9 protein-coding genes are annotated in these 18624 nt (G+C 55.9%); all 9 read right to left on the bottom strand.

What is annotated here, in order from left to right:
• Nucleotides 1–18: 18 nt before the first annotated feature.
• The 9 genes from ACR64Q_RS01200 to ACR64Q_RS01160 all read right to left on the bottom strand — a co-directional run bounded on the left by ACR64Q_RS01200 (nucleotide 19) and on the right by ACR64Q_RS01160 (nucleotide 18613).
• Complete coding sequence (locus ACR64Q_RS01200; protein WP_313733326.1) at nucleotides 19–903, bottom strand: carbon-nitrogen hydrolase; 885 nt, start codon at nucleotides 901–903, stop codon at nucleotides 19–21.
• A gap of 72 nt (nucleotides 904–975) precedes the next feature.
• On the bottom strand, nucleotides 976–2007 hold the full coding sequence (locus tag ACR64Q_RS01195) for an agmatine deiminase family protein (RefSeq protein ID WP_313733325.1): 1032 nt from the start codon (nucleotides 2005–2007) through the stop codon (nucleotides 976–978).
• 1523 nt (nucleotides 2008–3530) lie between these two features.
• Nucleotides 3531–4316, bottom strand: a complete 786-nt coding sequence (locus ACR64Q_RS01190) for a hypothetical protein (protein ID WP_313733324.1) — start codon at nucleotides 4314–4316, stop codon at nucleotides 3531–3533.
• A gap of 72 nt (nucleotides 4317–4388) precedes the next feature.
• Nucleotides 4389–5354 (bottom strand): tetratricopeptide repeat protein, encoded by a 966-nt coding sequence (locus tag ACR64Q_RS01185; protein WP_313733323.1) that lies wholly within the window; start codon nucleotides 5352–5354, stop codon nucleotides 4389–4391.
• Nucleotides 5354–9172, bottom strand: a complete 3819-nt coding sequence (locus ACR64Q_RS01180; protein WP_313733322.1) for an eCIS core domain-containing protein — start codon at nucleotides 9170–9172, stop codon at nucleotides 5354–5356. The genes ACR64Q_RS01185 and ACR64Q_RS01180 overlap by 1 nt, the downstream gene beginning before the upstream one ends.
• Before the next feature lie 3 nt (nucleotides 9173–9175).
• The gene (locus tag ACR64Q_RS01175; protein WP_313733321.1) at nucleotides 9176–11155 is read right to left on the bottom strand and encodes an ATP-binding protein; all 1980 of its coding nucleotides are present in this window, start codon (nucleotides 11153–11155) and stop codon (nucleotides 9176–9178) included.
• A complete protein-coding gene (locus ACR64Q_RS01170; protein ID WP_313733320.1) occupies nucleotides 11148–12767 on the bottom strand; it encodes a hypothetical protein in 1620 nt (539 codons plus the stop codon). The genes ACR64Q_RS01175 and ACR64Q_RS01170 overlap by 8 nt, the downstream gene beginning before the upstream one ends.
• 9 nt (nucleotides 12768–12776) lie before the next feature.
• A complete protein-coding gene (locus tag ACR64Q_RS01165) occupies nucleotides 12777–16451 on the bottom strand; it encodes a hypothetical protein (RefSeq protein ID WP_313733319.1) in 3675 nt (1224 codons plus the stop codon).
• Between the two features lie 470 nt (nucleotides 16452–16921).
• Nucleotides 16922–18613: a hypothetical protein gene (locus ACR64Q_RS01160; RefSeq protein ID WP_313733318.1), complete on the bottom strand. Its 1692-nt coding sequence runs from the start codon at nucleotides 18611–18613 to the stop codon at nucleotides 16922–16924.
• Nucleotides 18614–18624 lie beyond the last annotated feature (11 nt).

Genomic DNA, 18624 nt, shown 5'->3' with positions numbered 1-18624 from the left:
CGCTGAACTCATCAGCGTTTAATCGATAAACCGTCTCTTCAAATCGGCATACTCATCTATCCGGCGATCACGCAGAAACGGCCAGATGCGTCTGACGTCCTCGCTGCGCTGCGCATCAAGCTCGGCAAATAACAACACATCCTGATTATCGTCGGCGCTGCTTAGAATCTCGCCTTGCGGGCCGGCGATAAAGCTATTCCCCCAAAACTGAATGCCCGGAGCTTGATCCGGCGCGGCTTCGAAACCGATGCGGTTGCAGGAAATCACCGGAATGCCGTTCGCCACCGCATGCGCGCGTTGTACCGCAATCCAGGCATCGCACTGGCGCTGCTTTTCAGCGGCGTCATCTTCGGGATTCCAGCCGATGGCGGTCGGATAAATCAACAAATCCGCGCCGGCTAGAGCCATCAAGCGCGCCGCTTCCGGATACCATTGGTCCCAGCAGATCAACACCCCCAGCTTGCCTATCGAGGTTTTGATTGGGGTAAAACCCAGGTCGCCAGGCGTGAAATAAAACTTCTCGTAAAAACCCGGATCGTCGGGGATATGCATTTTCCGGAACGTGCCGGCGATGCTGCCGTCTTTATCAAACACTACCGCAGTGTTGTGATACAAACCCGGCGCGCGTTTTTCAAAAATGGTCGAGACGATCACCACCTTATTGGCCTTGGCCACTTCAGCCAGGGTTTCACAAGCCGGGCCGGGAATTGGCTGCGCCAAATCAAAACAGGCTGTGTCTTCACTTTGGCAGAAATAATGATCGAGATGTAGTTCGGGCAAGACCACCAGATCGGCGTTCTGCCGGGCGGCTGTTTCGATTTGACTGATTGAGTAAGCCAGATTGGTTTCCCTGCCGCGATTGCAAGGCTGCTGCACGGCACAGGCGATAATCGATTTTTTCATGGGCTGATCGGTTTGAAGTCTATACAGGGTGCAATACGCCAGCGCATTGCACCGGAAAAATCAGGCGAATACTTAGAAATTCAACTTAACAAACGCCGGCACCTGCATGCTGGCGCAATGCAAACTGCCATACTGATGTACTAATGGCCGACAAGGCGTGGCGATAATTTCATGATTAGGGAAGCAGGTTTTCAGCCGTTCTAGCGCCACCGCATCCATCGCGTCTTCATAAACCGGCACCAATACTGCACCATTGATAATCAAGAAATTCGAATAATTGGCCGGCAATTGCTGGCCTTGTTCGTCAAAAATAGGCTTCGGCAAAGGCAGAGCCACCAAGCGGTAGGCTTCGCCGCTTTCCGTTTTGAAGGTTTTTAACTGCGCTTCCATATTTTTCAGACTTTGGAAATGCGGATCTGCGCTGTCTTCGCAAGCCGTGTAAGCAATCGTGTTGGCGTCGCAAAACCGCGCCAGTGTGTCGATGTGCGCATCGGTGTCGTCGCCGGCCAGATTGCTTTGCTCGACCCACAAAATCCGCTTCGCGCCCAAATAGTTTTGCAACTGGCCGGCAATCGCCGCTTCCGACAAGTCCGGATTGCGGTTGGGGTTGAGCAGACAATTTTTGGTGGTCATCACGGTGCCTTGACCGTCCGACTCCACGCTGCCACCTTCCAGCACCAGATCCAGCGTGGCAGTGGGATGACCTTTAAAAATCGGATGCGCAAACAAGGCCAGATTTAAGGCATCGTCAGCCGCATGCGGATATTTCTTGCCCCAGCCATTGAATCGAAAGTTAAGCAACTGCACGCTGGCTTTAGGATGCTCCCACTCCATCGTCAAAAACACCGTATCCCGCAGCCATATGTCGTTGTAATCGGCCTGCACCATATGAATTTTGTCGTTGTGGCCCAGTTGCGTTTGAATATGCTGCTGATGCTCGCCATCCTTGCAAATAATCACCAAGGGCTGAAAGCGGCTGATGGTAGTGGCGACAAAATGATAGGTGTCTTCGACGGCGGACAGATTGGTAAAGTCGCCGCTGTGGTGCGGCCAAGCGATGATAACGGCTGATTGTGTTTCCCATTCTGCTGGAAAGCGAATCATGAAGTACTCCCTGGATAATGTGGCTTTGAGAAATAATGCCTTATTGTATCAATGCTGACCGGTTAGGCCTATTCCACGGAATTTTAATGTCATTGCGGCGTATGCTTGGATACAGAAGCAAGGTTGCAACGGGATTGGTGCTAACACCGAGAAACAGCCGAAGTGCTGTTCGCAAAGCAGGAATGGAGAAATAACTGGACTTGGATGATGAGCCCGCCGGCGGGGGATACCACAGCCTAAACTGTAGCCTCCAACCCGCCAGCCTACCGCCGATGCCGTTGACGAGGTCAGACTCGAGGTCTGTAGTCAGTCAGAAATCCCGAAATTTACCGTGAGGCCGCACTAACCAAGACATCTGCCATCATTTCAGCCAATTATGAACAAAATACGAAACCACGATTGCTCGAGGGATTCGACGCCACTATGCACTAATTTGAATCTTTCCGTACCCGCTCTTTACGTGGTAATTGCCCCTAACGTTCAATCCTCAGACAGGACACGCGTTGCCGCTCATTTGTTCCACTCGTCATCGACCGCTTACGCGGTGTTAACACCGCAGTAGCGCTCTGCGTTTCATTCTGGCCTTCCGGCCGGTTTTTTCAAGCGGGAATATCGGTTTTGCGGGATTTATTGGCGCAATTTCAACAATTAAGGCGTCAATCGAAACGTTCAGAGTCGTACCGTATTCCTTGGATTTGATAGCAGCGGGAAATAATTTTAGGCCTGGTTCTAATACAGTTGGGGACGGTATAAAGCGTTTAGCGCGGATCGAAAATCACGCATGGAAAACGCCACGACCTTGCTGCGGCCCGTTGCGGTCTGCCGCTCGATCTGATTCAATTACAAAAGCTTGGTGGCTAACTATCTCAGATGACAAAAGGACAGGAAAATCATATGCCAATCAAGACATTGTCTTATGGAACTGGATAGCGATGAGTAACGAAGGTAAAGGCGAATGTTGGCGCTGTGCTTACAAACTACAGCAAACCGATTATGCGTACGAGTCCAAATGCGCCGGCTGCCGCACAGCCACGCGCGTCTGTCGCAATTGCAGCTTCTTCAGTATTAGTGCCCCGAACAAATGCAGTGAACCAAAGGCCAAATTGATTACCAACAAACAACGGGCTAACAGATGCGAATATTTCGAGGCTTTATGATTGCTATTCCAGCCTAAACCAAGTCATTCATCGCAATAGAAATCCACCGCCTGCCCTGACCTAAACTTGGCCAAATATTCCGATACGATTGCATTAACAATGGATGATGGCGATTGAATTGGCGAATTGTCACAACCGACCCTCAAACGACATTCACTCCAGTTTTGCAAATGTCCAGTACTGATAATAAGCCGATGCTGGGTTTGCAGTTGTAGGCTGGGTTGAATGATAATGAAACCCAGCTTACAAGCTGATAGGTTTTGCAACCCAAAGAGGTGTTTGGATGCAAGGACACTCGTTTATTTCAAAGGCATTTGCTGGGTTTCGCGATGCTTTACCCAGCCTTCGTTTCGGTCTACCGGGCTATCACTCCGTTTCCGAGGTTTTCATCGATTGTAAGTTCTTCAGATTTTTTACAAGCCTATCACTACTTTGATCTAGGTTAAGCTGTTGATTAGCGTTATGGAAACTCAAGGCGAATAAACGTATAACGAACATCCCCGTTTCAATAGTAAATTTTGTCGTGGACATCGAAAAGTCATTCCAAATATGAAGATGCGTTATTTTTAACATGCACGCCCCGTCTTCACGACCTTCGTATTCCATGTTCGCATAGAGAGCATTCTGATTAGGATGCGCACCTAAATCAATGGCAGTTTGGTGAAGATATTTTGCCCATTCTTCCAAGTCCCCACTTATTCTTTCACCAAGCAATCTCGCTAACGAAGAAAACTTAAATTCCGCGTTCCAGTCCCTCAACGCTTTCTTCTGATCTGGTTCGGGTTTGTTATGCCAGTTCTGGCTCGCTGTAGGATTATTTGCCAGATACCATCCGTAAAGTGCTGATTCGACAGCGGAACGCCCAGTAGGATATGCCGCTATGCAGTGCCCTGCCGCCGTAGATCGGACAGAAGCAAGGTATTGACTCTGCGCGCACACGAATAATAGGAGAGCTGGATCATTGGCTTTGAGCAAACGCTCCATAGCATAGCTAGAACAGCTATCGAGAATGGTTGCAACCTCACACAGCATACCCTGCCACTCTGGCGCATGAACAAACGTGGCAAATTCATTTTCCATGGCTGTGGACTGGAACTGAGATAAAAGATCACTCCCCCATCCCTTGGGAGGGTTAAAAGATTTATGGCTCATAGATTTAGTATCTCTACCTAAAAATGCAGATCAAATAATAAGCCTAAGCCCTAGTATTTGCGCAAATCAAGTTCAACTCACCAACAACATCTGCCGCGCCTTTACCCCGTAGGCATCATCCGGCAAATCGGCCAGCTGCCGCAGCAATTGCGCGCCGGATTCCTGCTCGCCGTTTTGCTGTAAGGCTAAACCCAAATAAAACTGATATTTGCTGGACGTGCGTACAGACTCGCTTATCGACTCCAGTTGTTCCAAAGCCGCCGCCGTATGCTGGCCGGATAACAAAACCACGGCCAAATCCAGGCGCGATTCGTCATCGTCTGGATTAAGTTCCAGCAAATGCTCGAATTGGGTGATGGCGACATCGCGGTTACCTAGACTCAGGTTCACTAAGGCCAGATGCCGCAAGGCGTTGCTGTCGTCCGGATTCAGCGCCAGTGCGGTTTCCAACGCATCGCGGGCGCTGCCCAGGTCGTTACGTAGGAAACAGGTAATACCCAGTTGCGCCCAGGCTTCTTGATGTTTGCTGTCTAATGCCAAAGCTTGTTGATAGTGCTGCAAGGCTTCGGGCAACCGTTGCTGCGCGGCCACGGCGATACCCAAGCGGGTATGCAGCTGCGGCGCGTTGGGTTGCAGTTTCAAGGCTCGGATCGCCGCATACTCGCCGCCCTGAAAGTCGCCGACCAAGACTCTGATTCGGGCCAGATTATCCCAAGCGGTGACATTATCCGGATCGCACGCCGTGGCCTGTTGCAGATGCGCTAGGCCCTCGTTGGCATGTCCGGTATTCACCAGCACCTGACCGAGATTGCAATGCGCCATCGCCATATTCGGCTTCAGGCGCAAGGCGGTACGCAAATGCACCAAGGCTTCCGACCATTCCTGCTGCTGAGCCAGCACAAAACCCAGATTGTTATGCGCACTGGCATTGTCAGCGTCCAACTCCAGCGCTGCCCGATACAAACGCGCCGCCTCGGGCAGATTGCCGGACTGATGGGCGATTACCCCTTCTCTGAGCAGATCGTTAAGCGCATTCATCAGGCTATCCTGGCAATCAAACCATTCAATATGTCACCCGGCGAAATATCCGGCACCTCGAACTGCACATCGTCCAGCGACACATCGAAGGGTTGGCCTTCGTGATAATGCACCGGCAGGCTGATACCGAACTTATAATCAGAGCCGAACTGGTACGAAGCCAGTTGCCAACGCTGGTCATAAACGCTAAAGCCCAATGCCGTCACCGCCACGTAACCGGAAATATCGAAGGTAAAGCTGGGTTGAGCGGATACCGATAACTTGGCGGTCAAATCCAGACTGGTGGCCGGCGTCCAATCGACGTGCACGCCCGCCTCCGCCGCACCTTCAATTCCCAATTTGCCGCCTATCTCCAGGCCGCCGGTGGCACTGGCACCTGTGATACCCAAGCCGATACCGGCCCGCACCGCCAAGCGCAAGCCGGCATCGGCCGGCACTTTAAGATGCGCGTCACCGGTAATTTTGGTGTTTTCTTCATGGTCCGGATTGTAGGTCAAACCGATTTTCAACTGATCCAGGCTGCCGGGGCCAATCCCTGCCGTCGCACTGAGATTACCGCCCACTTCCGCGACGATGCCAGGCACAATCGGCACCTGGGTAGCGACGGCAAACAGCGATTTGTTGATCTCCTTGCGCGGAAAGATCTCCAACGAACTGGGCAAACCCAATTCGCCGGACACGGTAATCTCGCCTTTCTCGTCCAATGTCAAGCCAACCGTCGCTTTCAGCCAAGGCGCGGCAGTGACATCGACCGTGCCACTGCCCCACACTTTGATCGGCTCGGCCTCGCCGCCACCTTCACCGACCACGGCTTTGGCATTCAAATCGATATTCCCGGCCAGCATGCTGCGTTTGTAATTGGCCGTGAGTTTGCCATTCAATAAGCCATCTTTATAATCCAGTTTGATTTTGGCGCTGGCGTCCAATCCGCTCAAATCGGGTTCCAGCTCGCCGCCGCCGCCCAATGACCAGACATCGCCCTTTCGATCAGCTGCAATAGTCAGCTTGCCGCCCTTGATGCGCGGAATGGTGTCGGACAGCGTTGCCTCGCCGCCCAAGCTGATATTGCCGGTATCATCGGCATGCGCAGACAATTTGGCGCCTTTAAAGCCGGGCACGGCAACCTCGGCATCGCCGGCAAAATCGATGGCTTTCTTGGCATCGTCGTAAGCTAGGGTAAAACTGGCTTTTTTGATGCCTTTCAACGCCCCCGGCTTCAGGCCGAGCGTACCCGAAGCTTTGATGCCTTTAGCGCTGTCATAATCGATGCGCCCCGCACCGGTGAACAGCTGTTTATCAAATTCCAATTGGCCGGCCATCGCAAAGCCGCCGGCGGTGGCACTGCCCTCCAAAGAACCTTTAGCCAGTTCGCCGATATGAAACTCCACCAAGCCGGCGGCGGCAATCGGCGTGGCCGCGCCGGCACTCAGCGTCAGCGAACTGCTATCCAATTGGATAGGCCCTTTTATATCGAATTCATCGGTAGAAAAGGTTTTCGAGAACACCAGATCGCCGCCTACCAGCGCCACATCGACAGTCGTGCCGGCCAACAGCGGAATGCCGTCTATCGTCAGCACCCCACCGCCAACGATATTGGCACTGGCATCCATATCGGCGTTGTTCAGCGCAATCGGGCTCAAAGTCTTGGCTTTAAAGGCGTTGCGATAAGCATCGGCTACTTGGCCGGGCGGAATATGACATAGCGTCGGCGCACCGCTGCTGACAAAATTTAGTGTAGTGTTCTGCGCATCGACTTTTTTGGTTTTGGGCATGGTCAGTGTCACCGTACCGCTACCGGCGCTGCGGTTGAAGGTTCCGCCAACCACCGACATGCCGCCCCAACTACCGGCGTCGAAGGTTTCGCTGCCGGGGTCGCCCTTCAAGGCGCTAACAAACATCACCCCGGCGCCGGGACGCGGCAGCAGCCGCAATTTATCGTTGGCAAACAGATCCGGCGCATTGGTTTTGGTAGCCTTTTCCAACGGCTTCAGATGTTCCATCTTCGTGACGCGGTCGGCCTGCCAACAGATGCCCGGATTGCCGCCGACAGCCCCCTCGAACTTCACTTCGTCGAAAAACAGTTTGTCCTGATAGCTGGTTTTGATCGCGTCCAGTGCAGCCGACGCCGGATCTTTGGCTGCGGTAGCCGGTGCTGCGCCGCCTCCCGCAGCTGGGGCCGGAGTAGGCGCCGCGGCATTCGCAGCCGGTGCCGGTGCAGCGCCAGGGGCGGCTTTGCCCCGCCCGGGCAACGGTTTGGAGAGATTTTCCGGCAAGTCGCCACCACCTTCCACTTCGGGCGGGATGGCCGCGCGTATCGCCTTATCGATGGCGTTTTTAATCTTGCTACCCGAACTGCGATTGGCGCTGGCATCCAATAACTGGAAGTTTTCCAGCTTGTCGGCATCACCGCCCAATTGAAGCTCCAGAATATGATCGACATCGAACAGGTGCGGCGCGCCCTGACTATTCCACCACGGCAGAATGGCCTGCTCGCGGATGTCGCTTTCGGAGCCGATCAGATAGCCTTGGCCGCCACCCCCGGCTTTCAGCTTCAAGGCATATTGCGTGCTGGCACCGTTGGTATCCGGCAAAGTGTTGTCGCTGCCGAGGTAGGGTTTTAAATCCCAGCCACCGGACGACGGTTTGATCTGCTTTTTCCAGTCGTCGATCTGGTTGGTACGCTCGTCGGCTTGCGGCAATTTCCAATTGGTCAGCCCACCGTATTTAGCGCTGAATTTTTCCTGCATACCCGGTTTTTGCGGCAAAGTCAGCAGGGGCACATGCAATTCCCCACCCTTCAGCGTACCTTTACCGGCACTTTTGGCACCGCCCGCGGCGGGAGCGGCAGCAGGTGCCGCCTGCGGCGCGCGCATCACGCGCTGCACCCCGCCGCTTTGTTGCACCACATGGCTCAACTCATGCGCCAACAGTTCGCGTCCGGCGTCGGCTTCCGGCGCAAACTCGCCGGGCGCGAAGTAAACATCGTTACCAACGGTAAAGGCGCGGGCATTGAGTTGCTTGCACAAATCCGCCGCTTCGGCATCGTTATGAATGGTCACCCCGGCAAAATCCGCACCAAGCTGTTGCTCCATCTCGCGCCGGATACTTTCCGGCAACGGCGCCCCCTTACCCCGGCTTTCCTCGATCCGCGCCTCCACCGACTGCTCGACTGTGTTTGCCGACGCGGCTAATTCAGTATCTTCAGGCTGCTCTGCTTGTTCGGCGGCAGCCCTGTGCAGGCGGGTTTGGGCGACCGTTTGCTCCTCATCCGCCGGTTTGGGTTTGCGTAACAAACGCGCGGCAGTCGTTTGTTGTTCGTCTGTTTTTTCCGGTCCTGCGGCCTTACGAAATAGCCGGGCAGCCTTGGGGTTATCTTCTTCGGCCTTACGACTCAGCCGTTTGGCCTGATCTTGTTTTTTATCCTCGGTTTCCACAGAACGCTGCGCGGCTGGGTTTTTCTGGTCCTCGTCCGGCTTTTTCGCCCGGCGCACCGGTTTTTGCTCCTCTTCCGGCTTGGCGGCATCCGCCGCGGCCCGGTTTAACCGCCGCAGCAAACACTGAGCACTCGGCATCGGCTTGCTGGAAATCATCTCCTTGTCTTCCTTCACCCCCGGCTGTTCGCCGGTTTTTTTGGCTCGGCTGACTTCCTGAGCTACTTGGTCGGCTTCCTTTTCTTCGGGGTCATGCGGCTGGCTGACGGCCATCTTGCGTTGCAGATACGCCGGTTTGCGCTGTTTTTTCTCTTCGTTGGGTTTGGGCGGCGCACTGGTTTTGCGCTGCGGCTGCTTTTTGCGGAGTTTGGACGCCAGGGTTGTCATAAGCTAACTCCTTAACTGCTTTAACTGCGCCGGCGGATTGCGGCCCAGTTTTTGATATTCGCGCTGCAAAGCCGACAACAAGGGCTCAATGCCGATAGGCTGATCCGCCGGACTGCAACCGGCAGCGGTCAACACCACATTCCTGATCTGCCCGCCGCTGATGTCGCAATAGCTGGCCAAGGTCTTGCACAAATCATCGCTGGGGCTGCGTTGACCGAAATGGCTGCGCCATAAATCCAGGCGCTCCTGAAACCCCGGCATTGGAAAATCCACAATCGCATCCAAACGCCGGGTAAAGGCATTATCGATGCGCTCGCGGCTGTTGGTGGTCAGGATCGTAATGCCGGGGTGGTTTTCGATGCGGGTTAATAAAAAGTTAGTCAGCATATTGGCGTAACGTTCGCCACTCTGCTGGGCGTCGGTGCGGCGGCCGAATAACGAATCAGCTTCGTCGAACAACAATATCGCGTCGGCGGCGGCGGCCAAATCCAGCAAACTACCCAAGTTTTTTTCCGACTCACCGACGTATTTGTTCATGATCGCCGCCAAATCGACCCGGTACAATGGTGCGCCCAGCGCAGTCGCCACATAACTGGCGGCCAGGGTTTTACCTGTGCCGCTGTCGCCGACAAACAAGGCCCGCAGGCCGGCATTGCGCGAGGCCTGCAAGGTCACGCCCAAGGCTTCCCACAACGATTCGCGGCTGTGGGCACGGGCGATGAAGTCGTGCAGATATTGTTCGACCAGCGGCGGAAATACCACCGCCTCGCGTTCGACCCGCCGCCGTACCGGCTCTGCCAATAATCGTAGGCGTTCCGCGCCCAAGTCACGACGGGCTTGGGCAATATGCTCGGCGTTTAGCGCTGCACGGCTTTGTTCGGCGCGTAATACCGCATTGCGCGCTACTTTCTGGATCACCGGCCCGCTCAGCAACGCACTGGCGGCACGGCCGGCCAATTCGGGATCGGCGAGATAACGGGTCCAAAGCTGGCGGCGTTCGGCTTCGTCAGGTACGCCCATTTCCAGTTCCAGCAAATCCTGACCGGACACCGCATCGGTCATCCCCAACACAATCACATGGGCAATATTGGGTTGTATCGCCGGCAACTGCCAGCTTTCACCGGCAGCGACATTGGCCGTGATTACCGGTAGCCAGCCCGCCAATTGACAAGCCAAGGGCAAAGCCGGCTGCTGTTGCCAAAGCTCGCTAGGCACCTGGATTGCGCTCAATCCCAACAATTCGGCCAGTTCGGCGGCCAAGGCCCGCCGACCGCAACCGCTGTTACCGCGTATCGCCAAGCCGCGCACCTCGCCTTTCGCCAATAAGGTCGCCAAATGCGGTAATTGCTTACGGATACGCTGCGGCAACAATTCACGATCAGTCAGCGAAATCACTCGGCATCCCGGCCAAATCGCCGACCGGCCACACAATACCGACCACAAGGCCGGTTCGATGCGCAATGGCCTAAGCGACAGCGGCCCCGATCCTTCCAGTAATAACACCTGCTGTTGCACCAACGGCGTGGCATGCAAATCCAGCGCATCCAGCGTGCCGGCACCGAATAATTCGTCCAATATCGTCAAAGCCAAATGCACCGCCAAGCGATTGCCGGGATTGGGCGCCTGCAACTCGCTGAGCGTCAGGGTCACCAGATAGTCGGTCTCGGCGCTGCCGACCAAGGCCAACAAAAAGGCTTGCGGCAAGTCGATATGTTGTTCGTGCAACCACTGACCAAAGGGACCGGGCAAGGCCCGTATCTGGGATGCTGCGTGTTCGCGCATTTGTATCCAACTCGGCAGAACTTCCACGTTTAACTGCCGGGCGGCTTGCTGACGCAATTGCTCGGACAGCTCGGTGTCGCCCGGCATCATCCGTTCCCAGAACTCGGCCAAACCGACCCGCACCAAGGCCGCCAACGGTTGCTGCCGGTTAGGTGCTTGCAGATTTAGCGATTCGGCCAAGGGCTGCGGCGGCTTAGTCATAATGAAAACTCACGACTCGGCCCAGCCACGGCAGCCAGCCCGGATTGATGTCCAGCCCGGCCAGACGCACCGGCAATCGGATCGCCGACATCGGCGCGTACAAATCGATATGGCTGGGGCTGTAGTGAATTTGTCCGGCAAGCGCCAACAACTCAGGCTGCCAAACGCCGGTCTTGCCGTACCAACTCTGGGCCCGACTCAACACCTGTTCACGGGCCGGCAACTGCGGCAATTGAGCCAGTTCGGCGCTTTCATCCAGACCCAATTGCAGTGCGATGAAATCGACCAGCGCATCGTCCTCGTCCAACTTTAATTCCTGCCCAAGCCGATACAGCCAGGCCCAACCGCTGGGTAATGTTTCGGCATGTTCCAGCATCAAGCTGCGCATCTCAGACCGGTTGAGCATATTCAGTAAATACAGCAAGCCGCCTTGCTGGGTATTGAATTCGGCAAATTCCGGGCGTTCGATGGCCTGCTCGTGCAGCAAGCCCTGTTCAAGTTCCGTGGTGCGAAAAGAGGAATCGACAAATGACCGATCTGCTGGAATACGATTTTGCATGGATTGCCGGATATTTTTGCCGTCTTGCGCTGCATCGTACCTAACCTTAAACGACAAAGGCGTTTGGTTTTCGACACCGGTATCGGGCTTTAACCTTGCCTCTGCGTCTGCCTGCGCTCGTGTCCGGTCGGTTTGGCTAGCCGGCGGCGCTTGTGGAAGGGCTTTAGATTGTAAGGGATGAACCGTTGACTGGATCTCATCATCCGACAGCCGCGACCTAAATTCCCCGCCAACATCCTTTGTTTTGGCGGGCTGTAGAGACGCAAAACAGGTGGATAGAAACGCCAGCACCTTAGCCGGCTGTTGTTGCAACAGCAACGGCGCCGCTTCCCGACCGATCAACAATAAGGCCAATTGATAACGGCCATCGCTGACTTTCAGCTCTTGCAACAGCGTTCGCCATTGCGCCAAGAATCCGGGCCGCCGATACAGTTGTTCAACCCAAGCCTGAGCTCCGGCAGCCAAGGGATGTGGCCTTTCTGCGCCATAGATTTCAGAGCCAAGCAGCTCGGCTATTTCCGGAGCAGACGGCAACCGAAAACCGCTCAGCCCCGCTAGTTCAACCGCCAATTGTCGAGCATCGCTGTCGTTCAGACTCAACCAGACGGCGGCTAAGCCATCCCGTTGCATCAACCGCGCAGCAACCGACGGTAGCAAATCCAGTTGTTCGGACAATATGCCTGATAAAGCCCGAGACACCGGCAAATCAAACCAATGCGCCCAACGCCGCCAATACCAATTAAAGCCGGCGCGGCCGCGCACCAGATCTGTCAGCAAGGCCGCCAACAGCTCGGCCAAGCTGCCGAAGCGCATCACTTGCTCCGGATTGTTGCTTTGCGTTAAATATTGCCGGGTTTGGTCTAGCAATTGCCGAGGCAGCTGCCGCGCCGCGCCGCTGACTTGCAGGCGCCGAATAAACACCCAGCTGTCGCCCCCGGCATGCGGCCAATCCGCACTTTGCAAACTGTCGCGCACGCTTTCCGCAGACCGCTGTTGTCCGGCCCTGACGGTCAGACGGTGTATCGCAACGCTATCGGCGGCCAGCTTAGTCATGACGGTGCTTTACAAGCGCTGCTGCGTCAGCTTGTTCGCCACTACGCTGAAACGGGTGTTGATCTTCACACCGCTTTGCAGCATGTCGACAATGGTTACCTGGGTACTTTGCGGACTGTGATCTTCCACCGCCAGCACCGCGACCACCCGCTGCTCGGTATCCAGCAGTTGCAGCCGGGTGCCCGGCAACGGCGGCCTGTTCAATTTGACCTGCAAGCGCTCGCCGATTGCCGCCAAGCGCGGCGGCACATGCACATTCCCGCGAATGATTTCTTGCGGATCTCCCAGCGAAGCATGAATCAGCACTGCCCGAATCATATTGCGCATGGCGCTGCGACTGGCAGCGGAGGCATCGCGGTCCAACTGCCGAAACCACCAGGCGATCAATTCCGACACGGTGCGGGCGGCATTGAAATCATCGGCTTCCGCCCTATCCATGCCTGGCCACCAGGACACGTCTTCGACCCGAATTTGATCGTCTTCCGCCAATTGCCCCCATTGCAAACGTAGCGACGGCGGCAATAGATTGAGTTTTTCCAGCAGACAAGACTGGCAATGCTCCAGCTGCTCGCGTAGTTCGTGGGCTGGTTTGCGTAACGGTCCGGCCGTACCGGCCAGATCTTCCAAAGCCAACACCTTGGCGGCTGCGGCCTGGGTTTGCAAGCTGCTAGCGGTAAAGGCCGGCAAACTGAAACTGGCCCATTGCTGCATGACGATTTGGGTTTGCAGGTGCACGGTTTGCAGGCGGGCCTGCAATGTATCGGTATTGGCCGGCGTCAGCAAGCTGGCGGGCCTGGCCTTGAAGCGGGCCTGGCGCAATTGCCCCAGGTAATCGAATTGCTGAAACGGCGGCAGCCTGGGCCGCAAGGGTTTTAAGCCGGCCCAGTCGTCCATCGGAATTTCACAGATCGCCGCAAAAAATGGATCCAGCGCCGCCGGCAAATCCACCTCTTCTTCCCAATCGCAGCCGGGGACGATGTCCTTGCTGCTGCCGTAACGCAAGGCCAACGGATCGGCCAAGGTCGCGCTGACCGGCGTGCCGCGCACTCTGACGTAATACAAACCGCGCAAAGCCTTGGTCAAAATACGGGTGCGTTCGTTATTCAGTGTCCAAACCTGCCGCCAGTCTTCGTCCAGCAAACGCTGTGCGACGCCATAGTCGCCGAGTTGTTCGACGCGGAATCTGTCCATACCTTCCAGAGTTTCCCGTGCTACCCGAATCAGGCCGGCCAATTTGTCGATCTGCGCCAGTTTGTTGGCTTGTTCGCGTAATTTACCTTGCAGTTTGCGTTCGATATTGTTGTAACGGGCCTCGAAAACCGCGATCCATTGTGTCAGGATTCGTCCGGCTTTGAACAAGGCATGGTAACGATATTGGGTCTTTAACAGACTGGAGCGTTGCGGGTTATTCGGAGCGTTTTTGTCGGCCAGATTATCCAGTACGGTCGGCGATTCCAGCTTGCCGCTGCGCTCGAACGGGTTGGTGGCATTGGCGCCGGCCTGATCGTCTTCCACCACGCCGATTTTTTCCATCTGCCTGCGCAAGGTCGCGGCATCGGTAGGGTCGAACAAATCGGTCAGCGTGGCGAGCAATTCCTTCATTCCATAATAGGCCTTTGCATATTCGTTGATTTCCGGGCTGATATGATCGATCACCCCAAACCGGTATTCCTTGGCCTCGAAAGCCGGCTTGCTGACTGCTTCCTTGGTAATGCGCGACAACATATCCAGGCGGTTTTTGTTGATGCCCAATTCAAACGCCGAATAAGTTTGCGGCTTACTGGTCAATAAAAATGCCGACTTGGATACCGATGAAGTGGAGGCCAGCGCGTTGCTCAACAGATTGTTGCTCAAGGCACTACTGGCGCTGATTTTCGGCGCAGCCATCTGACTGATCGCGCTGTTGAATAGGCCTGCAGAGGCGGTGGCAAAAACGGCTTTAGGCGCATTGCTGACCACGCTTTCCATGCTGACCGCCTTTTCGACGTTGTTGGGAATCTCGGTGGCGTTGAGATTGGCGTACGGCAACCAGCGCGCGACCTGCAAGCCGGTGCCGTCGCCGGCCACGCCGCCGGCCAGCGCGGCCAAGGCCACGGTTTGCGAATCCAGCTGCTGGCGCTGTAACAATAAAAAGTCGCGGGTTTTTTCGACTCGGCTGCGGATGGCTCGAATCTGGTTTTCGATGGCTTCCAGTTCCACCAACGCGACCGCGTATTGCACCACCAGACCGTCGTCGCTGGGCGTAGCAATTAGCGGCGGATTGCCGTCTGCGCCCAACCAATTGCTATAAAAGTTGGGTAACGCCGGCACTCCTTTGCTGTAGGGATAAGGTGTGCCTGGATTTTGCGGGTCTTGTTGTTCGCTGTTGGCGCGGGCGATGACTTTCTCGAAAATCGTCAAAGGCAAGGCCGGCGGAATTTCCGGTTTAGGTAAATCCAGGTTTTTGAATTGCGCGGGATCGAGCACCGCGTGTTCGATCACGCCTATGCCGCCAGCCAGAGGCGGCGTATTGGACGGTTCGACGAAATACAGCGCATCGAATTGCTGGCGCCATTTGCGCCAGGCTTCGTAGGCGCGCATGTAAAACCGGAAAATATCGCTTTCCAGCACGCTGTCGGTTTGCGGAATGTCCAATAAATTAGGCCGATAATCCGGCTCGTTCACCGCCAACAGCAAGCGGATCTTGTCACCGGCCGGTTGGCGTAAATCAATTACCCGGCGGGCGATGTGGCCGTTTAACAACTCGATTACCGCTTCTTCCGGCACCGGCACCATGTCTATACCCATGTGGGTGGGTAGCCAAAGCAGATTCGGCGCGGGCTCTGCGGGGTTTTGTAACCAGTCCAGCGGCAACTGGCCGGCAGCAGGTAGAAAATCCAGATGTAGATTGTCTTGCAGGAACTGCGGCAAGGGAATTCCGACATTAGCAGGCAACCCAGCCGCCTGCATGACTCGGCGCATCGCCGCTCCGGTCTGATTCAGCAAAACCCGATAACCGCTGTTCGGCAAGGCTTCGTAGCGCCCCGCTTCTTGGGACAGCCAGGCGATGCGGTAGCTGGCATCCTCGTTGCTCACCACCGCCAGCAAGGCCAGCGGCACGGCATGGCCCAACTTGGCCATGAAGCCGGCATCGACCCGGTCGGCGGCTACCCAGTTTTCTATACGTTCGCGCGGCCAGGTATTGACAGCGGCGTCGCTGATGTTGATGCGCTGCAGAGCCAGACTGCCGGCCAATACTCGCTGAGTGTCACGGGTCGGATCCAACTCGGTACGTTGGCAGGGATCGACGCCCGGCCCGTCGATTTTCCGGTCGCCGCGGGTCAGCATCAGATAATAAACACCGACCGCGCTGGTGACCTGGTTGCGGATTAGGTAGGCGTCGATCAAATCCTGCCACTCGGCACGTAGCGGATAGTAAAGACCCAGCGCCTGGCCATTGGCGGCCAAAGCCAAGCCGGCACTGACGCTAAAACCGGGTTCGGATACACCGTTGGGCCCCAATTGTAAATCCAGGCCATGGACGATGCCGGCGGTTTTGCTCTGTAAAACAGTAGCCAGGCGCGCATCGGCATACGCCTGCTCGCGGTCGAACTCTTCCTCGCCCAGATGCCGGCCGGGAAACATGTGCACCCGCTGCAAGCTGCGGGAGCTGGCGATCGGGTTATGCAGCAGGATCATGGACATGATGGCTACTCCTTACTCTTCTTTCCATATCTGTTGGGGAAATTTTGTTTGCATAAACCTTCCCCGACCTGGAACAGCTTTTATTGTGTCGCTAGCGCGACGGATGTTTTTAATGTCGGTTCTCGCACCGACAGGCGAGATACTTTTCTTTGCTTGTCCAAAGAAAAGTATCCAAAAGAAAAGACACCCGGATGCCGCTTGCTCCCTGCGCGCCGAAGCTTTTGAACGGGGTTGCCGAAAGGGGCTCCTGCCCCTTCGGCAACGCGCCGCATCCATGCGCCGCCCCTTACGGGCTAATCCGTTCAAAAGCTCCGGTGCTCGGCGCGGCATACGGGATAAAAACCCGTCTCTAACTCGAAGCTAATGAGTATCCATCAAAAGTCGAAACAGTCCCCTCTCCCTCCGGGAGAGGGCTAGGGGATTTAAAATCGCCAATTTCCAGGTGCTCTGCACATTGTCTAAAAAACCCATCACGGCACCAACGCCACCCATTGCCCGATTAAACCATTCTCCAAACCCAACGCCGCACCACCTGCAACAACCAATTCGCGGGTTGTCTGGTTGACTGGCTTGGCTCGCAATGCAGCCAAAAATGCATCCAGATTGTTAGCAGCAGCCAGCTGTTGCAGGGTTTGCCAAATTACCGGGTCGTATTGTCGCTCAACCAATAGCAAGATGCGTTGGCTGGCTGCGACCAATGCTGATTCAGTGAAAGACTCCACCAATGCCGCCAGCGCGGCGCGGCCGGCGTCGTCGGCGGGCGCCCGCAGTTCGGCCAACATCGGATAATTCACCCGTTTCAAGAAGACACTGTCCTCGTCGTCGATCAAGCCGCCGTCGTCGGCTGGGCCGCCCACCACTTCGGGCGGTGCAGGTAAGGACGTGCCCAGCGCCAACACGATACCGCTGATCGAGGTTTCCGCCGCGCGGCTGGGTCGGCGCACGTACAACGGCGCGTTACTGCCAAAGCGGTCCCAGATGGCTTGCCAGGCGGCCTGGTCGGTATCCAGCGCATGCACCGGCCTGACCGGATACAGTTTCAAGCGCAGCAAATCCAGTTGCGGCAGCAGGCGTTTATTCGGATCGAAATTACGTTCCAGTTGCGCGGCGTAATGGCCGTAATCCAGATTGGACAAAGGCACCAGCACCACGATGTCCACCGGCTCGCCGTTGCTTAAATCGATGGGCGGCAAAGCCAGCGATTCGGCGCGGATCTGTTCCACGTCGGATTGCCGTAACGGCGCAATCGCCACTTGGTAGTTTTCCGGGAAATAACCCTGCCGACCGTTGACCGGATCGACCGCTTCCTTGGGCAAACTGCCGACCGGCGGCAGCAAGGAAAAATAATCGCTGGCATGAAAGTCGCCAGTCAGGCCGCCGCTACGGCGATTAACCAGAATGTCGGCCAGCAATGCTTCATATTGCCGCGACAAATCGCTTTGCAAGGAATCGATGCCGGCTTCGGCGCGCAAGGGATGACGCAGCAATTGTGCGTCCAGCCATTGCGGCGCGCCTTCTTGAATGGCTACCAAACCCAAAGCCACAGCATCTTCCGGTAATAAACCGTGCAATTGATCGTCGCCAAGCAACTCCCGCATCAATCGGGCGCGGATCTGCAAAGGACTTTGCTGCGGCAGCGGAATCGGCAAGGGCACCAGACCCATTTGCACCGACTCGGTGATCATCGCGTATTGAAAGCCGCGCTTGGCGCTCAAATCCTTCGGAAACACTTCGGCGATGTCGGTACCGACATCGACATAACGCAGCACAACGGCGTACAAACCCCGGTTCAGATTGGAAAAATTGCCCTCATTCAAGCCGCTGATCAAGGCCCGGTCGCGCAGATTAACGATCAGCCGGCTACCCAGCTCCAGTACCCGGCCTGCCGGCGTCATTGCCAAACCCGGTTCCAAAGTCAGCAAACCGGTGAAGCGGTCGAAGTTCAAGGCCAAACCGGCGACGATACCGCTGCCCAGCACCCGGCCCAGCTCACGCAAGCGCTGATCCAGATAGATTTGATCGCGAGTCAGGTCTTCGGCAGTCAGCAAGCGGCCGTCGAAATAATGGCTGCGAGTCAAGCGCGGATCGATGTCGGCGACCTGATCCAGAGCCAGCCCGGCGGCAATCGGATTACCGAGAGGTTGAAATAAAATTTCGCTCATAGTCCCTCCAT

Source organism: Methylomonas sp. 2F7, assembly GCF_057126975.1.
The sequence above is the reverse complement of the archived record's forward strand: the minus strand, read 5'-3'. Positions and strand labels throughout refer to the sequence as shown.